At 45.7% G+C, this 4553-nt stretch carries 4 protein-coding genes; 3 read left to right on the forward strand and 1 reads right to left on the reverse strand.

Going from position 1 to position 4553, the window contains the following annotated elements; translation table 11 throughout:
• The first annotated feature begins 218 nt into the window (after nt 1–218).
• The 3 genes from IM462_RS12945 to IM462_RS12955 all read left to right on the forward strand — a co-directional run bounded on the left by IM462_RS12945 (nt 219) and on the right by IM462_RS12955 (nt 2233).
• Nucleotides 219–455, forward strand: a complete 237-nt coding sequence (locus IM462_RS12945; protein WP_043997914.1) for a hypothetical protein — start codon at nt 219–221, stop codon at nt 453–455.
• An 82-nt stretch (nt 456–537) separates the two neighbouring features.
• Nucleotides 538–1701 (forward strand): GuaB3 family IMP dehydrogenase-related protein, encoded by a 1164-nt coding sequence (locus IM462_RS12950; RefSeq protein ID WP_287715265.1) that lies wholly within the window; start codon nt 538–540, stop codon nt 1699–1701.
• A gap of 190 nt (nt 1702–1891) precedes the next feature.
• Nucleotides 1892–2233, forward strand: a complete 342-nt coding sequence (locus IM462_RS12955) for a DUF760 domain-containing protein (protein ID WP_287715266.1) — start codon at nt 1892–1894, stop codon at nt 2231–2233.
• Nucleotides 2234–2344: 111 nt separating this feature from the next.
• Here IM462_RS12955 and IM462_RS12960 read toward each other — a convergent pair whose 3' ends face one another.
• Nucleotides 2345–4198 (reverse strand): DCC1-like thiol-disulfide oxidoreductase family protein, encoded by a 1854-nt coding sequence (locus IM462_RS12960; protein ID WP_287715267.1) that lies wholly within the window; start codon nt 4196–4198, stop codon nt 2345–2347.
• Nucleotides 4199–4553: the final 355 nt, after the last annotated feature.

The raw sequence follows: 4553 nt of genomic DNA on the forward strand, positions 1-4553 counted from the left end.
GGACCTCGGCGTGAGCTCGGTCGAACGCTGAGCTCACGGCCGAAGCCCACACCCCACACCCGTTCGGACCTCGGCGTGAGCTCGGTCGAACGCTGAGCTCACGGCCGAAGCCCACACCCTGCCCCCACCAACAAACTTTTTGCCGCAAACCCTATCTAACCATCTGCCGATTGCCTCGGTTGATTCCTATCCAAATCAGGTAATTTTAGTTGTTCGCCATGGAAATCTGGATTATTTTACGTTTTTCAATCGCCGCTGCCATTATCGCTTTAGTTTGCTGGTCTTTAGCCAGTGCCGTGCGCGATAGTTGGCAAGTTGCCCGACGAATGCACTCCATCCCTTGCTCCCACTGCCGCTACTTTACCAACGATTATCGCCTCAAATGTAGTGTACAACCCAGGAGCGCCAACACCGAACAAGCGATCGACTGCGGCGATTATTTTCCCGGGGCCTAGTCGGCAATAATACCGAAAAGCTGTTCGAGATGGTGCGAAATTTGCTAGTCTAGGCTAAATAGGTCTGAAATAGTATAGAAACGTGGATACAATTATTGGTCGGGGCAAAACAGCCCGTAGAGCTTACGGTATCGATGAAATCGCACTTGTACCCGGAGTGCGAACCCTCGATCCTAGTTTAGCCGATACCCGTTGGTCTCTCGGCAATATCGAGCGGGAAATCCCGATTATCGCCAGCGCTATGGATGGGGTGGTGGATACTAAAATGGCCGTCCTTCTCTCCGAGTTGGGGGCGCTAGGGGTACTAAACCTCGAAGGTATTCAAACTCGTTACGAGGATCCTAACCCGATTCTCGATCGCATTACCGCAGTCGGCAAAGCAGAATTCGTCGGTTTAATGCAGGAACTCTACGCAGAACCGATTAAACCGCAACTAATCGAGCTTCGTATCCAAGAAATTCAAGAAAAAGGCGGTATTGCGGCAGTTAGCCTCACCCCTGCCGGTGCCGTCAAATACGGTGCTATCGTTGCCCAAGCAGCGGCCGATATTCTCTTTGTTCAAGCAACCGTCGTTTCCACTGCCCATTTATCCCCGGAAGCTATCACCCCCCTCGATTTAGTGCAACTGTGCCAAGAAATGCCCATTCCCGTGGTTTTGGGCAACTGCGTCACCTACGAAGTCGCCCTTAACCTGATGAAAACCGGGGCAGCCGGGGTTTTGGTCGGTATCGGTCCGGGGGCTGCCTGTACTTCTCGCGGCGTTTTAGGAGTGGGAGTTCCCCAAGCCACTGCTGTGGCCGATTGTGCCGCCGCTAGGGACGATTTTTTCCGAGAAACCGGTAAATACGTCCCCGTTATTGCCGATGGCGGCATTATTACCGGCGGTGATATCTGCAAATGTATCGCCTGTGGTGCTGACGCGGTGATGATTGGTTCTCCCATTGCCCGGTCCTTGGAGGCCCCCGGCCGCGGTTTTCACTGGGGTATGGCCACACCTAGTCCGGTTCTACCCCGGGGAACCAGGATTAGTGTGGGCAGTACCGGAACTATTGCCGAAATCCTCGTCGGACCGGCAAAATTAGATGATGGTACTCATAACCTCCTAGGGGCGCTGAAAACCAGTATGGGGACTTTAGGTGCTAAGAACTTAAAGGAAATGCAACAGGTGGAAGTGGTGATTGCCCCCTCGCTGCTGACGGAGGGTAAAGTCTATCAAAAGGCCCAGCATTTAGGTATGGGTAAATAAAAGTTATCAGTGAACAGTGATCGGTTATCATCAGTGTTAAGTTTTTTATTTTTGCTGGAGATGGGTTTTCTGCTTGGTATAACCATTCCGTTCAGGTTCGGTTCTACCGACTCCCACTATCTCAAAAAACTGTTAAATTGGAAGAACCAAAAGGATAGTTTATAAAAAAATTGAGTTAAGGAGATCAAAGGTGTATAGAGAAAATGATCGCCATCACAATTTATTCGGTACCGATAGTGAATTTTCTGAGAGTTTGTGGCAGTATGTCCAGACCCTAAGTCCAGAAACAATCGCCCAACTCTCGAAACCGGAGTCCCAAGAGGTTTTCCAAGTGATGGAACGCAACATTATCGGACTTTTGGGCAACCTTCCTTCGGAACATTTCGGGGTCACTATCAGTACCAGTCGCGAACATCTGGGCCGGTTATTGGCCTCAGCAATGATGAGTGGTTACTTTCTCCGCAATGCTGAACAGAGAATGAATTTTGAAAAATCCTTCGCTACTCTCCAGAGCGGTTCTAGTGATGTTTAAGGTTTAGCGGTAGTTAGTTTGAAAGGGAAAAAGAAGCAATCAGATTTTAGTTACAAGATAACTTTGATCTGGTTAATAACTGATAACTGATAACTGATAACTGATAACTGATTAAAGACAGTTTTGCTGCCAGAGTAGTTCTTTTTCGATTCCCTGTTTTTCTCCGGGGGGGACAGTCCTTTCCCGCATGATATAAAGTTGCAGGGATTTAATTTGTTGATCACTACCGTGCTGCTGATTCCAGTTTTGACAGAGATACTGACCAAACTCTCCATAAACTGACCGACCGATAGCTCGATTAAGATTAATAAAATATACTCGCCACTGCATGGTTTTATACAAACGATTGCGATCGCTATCCGTGGGTTTATCCCAAATTACCGGCTGTCCTTCTCTAAATATATCTACCGTGGAACCATCGGCTAATTGACTGACTGCCACAAACCAAGCATCATCGCGAGGGGGACTAGGGGAGAAAATAGTCCAATACTGGTCTAAACGAGTTATTCTTGCCAGAATATCAATTGTATTAAAAGTACGACGGGTGAGCAAGCGATCGAGGGATTGAATTAGAGGTGTATTTAAATCGCCCCTATCGACCGATTGCCGGACAAAACTGCGTAAATTCCAGATGCTGGCCAACAATAAGAAGAAAATTGCCAAAATATTTAAGGGTAAAGAGGATTTAATCGTCAGGGGACGAAACTTGAGAGGTTTGGTGAAATTGCCCATAAAACGACGATGGGAGGCAATCCACTCATAAATTCTCGTTCCCAGGGTCATGAGGGGCGGTAAACGCAAAATTGGCGCTAAAAACCAGAAAATTGGCGAAAGACTGACAATATAAACCACTGCTGACCATTTAAACCGACGTTTTCCCTGCCAATCTTCCACCACCCAAGAATTTTGGGACACCATATCCTCGTATATTGAGGGGTTATCCTGAGCGACTAACAGGGGAGTGCCGGGTAAAATGAGAAAAGTGCGGAGAAGATGAACAACTTTCTTGCAAAATCCACAATCTCGATCATAATTAATCCTTAAACCTTCTCTTTCTGGGTTTCTTATCCGTTTTTGTCCCCAATCCCAGACTAAGCTAGGGATAATGGGCAACCAATGGGTAACACTCAAGAAAGGGAAAACCCCTAAATGTAGAATCAGTGCAAAAACCGTATGCAAGAAAATAAAGAAAACTACGGCGATTATTTTAAATAAACTATTGCGAAAGGGAACAAACATCAAGAGCGGACCGAACCATTCAAAGCCTAGGGCTGAAATTGTTAGGAATTTGAGGAATTGCTGCGGTAAAGTCAGTAAAAAACTCCCCAAAGCGGTAGCGTATTGATCGTAACTAAGAGAGTAATAAACGGCTGTACCGTCGGGCCACCAAGTCTCACTTTTGAGTTTAAAGACCACTGACCACATATAGATGTAACACACCTGTATCATAAAAGCCACCGTGGCGGCCGAAACCACACGCTTGGGTAAAGGGTTGGGATTGGTGTTTAAGGCACTTTCCACGGAATAACAGGCACCAAGGGGTAAAAACATCGCCCAGAATAATACTGCCCGGATTACGTCATCGGCGGCAAATAGTAACAGGGGGTTGCGATGATGTAAAGAGACGATTAGCACCCAAGTGGCGATCGTGGCTAAACGGGTATGATAGCCAATTAAAAGCAACAATGCGATCGCTATAGCGACGATAAACAGGATACTCTGCACCAGTACCGAGTCACTGAGAGAAAAAATAGACCAGTAAAAAGGACTAGCAGAGACTTTCGATAAGCTTTCTAGGGGTAAAACCCCCAATTCGCTGTAATGGGCAGTTACTTGGCTAAAACGAACTGATAAATCGACTAAAACCACTAACGCCAAGGCAATGCGAAATAAAGCCAGCGATCGCAGGTCAAACCCGAAAATCTCTGCCAGTCTTTGTCTAAATGATTTTGCCATTATCGCCATAGGATGATGATTCCCTCCACTTCTTCAATAAACCTACTTTATACCAAGTAAAAAGGCCAAAGGCAAAAGAAAGCTGTCAGTATTCTCCGAGTCAGTATTCAGGAGATTATTTTTATTTATTCCCCTCTCCCTTTTCCCTTCTCCCTCATAGGTATAGTTTTTTTACATTAGAACTCTTGCAAATTAATTATATGTCATAATTGTAGGCTAACTAATTTGGCTCTTCCGAACTTGTCATGTAAAATTAAATAAAAAACAGACAATTATTGCTGACCAATAAAACAATAATTTATCTTTAAAAGCTCACTATGCTTGCAATACAGCAATTTATTGGTTAAAATATAAACAGCCAAGA

The sequence above is a fragment of the Microcystis sp. M144S2 genome, from assembly GCF_020246065.1.
Taxonomy (GTDB): Bacteria; Cyanobacteriota; Cyanobacteriia; order Cyanobacteriales; family Microcystaceae; genus Microcystis; species Microcystis ichthyoblabe_A.

Bases quoted from the DNA above. Each gene is read 5' to 3' on its own strand.
- IM462_RS12960 (WP_287715267.1), bottom strand. From the start codon at position 4,198: ATGGCGATAATGGCAAAATCATTTAGACAAAGACTGGCAGAGATTTTC.
- IM462_RS12945 (WP_043997914.1), top strand. From the start codon at position 219: ATGGAAATCTGGATTATTTTACGTTTTTCAATCGCCGCTGCCATTATC.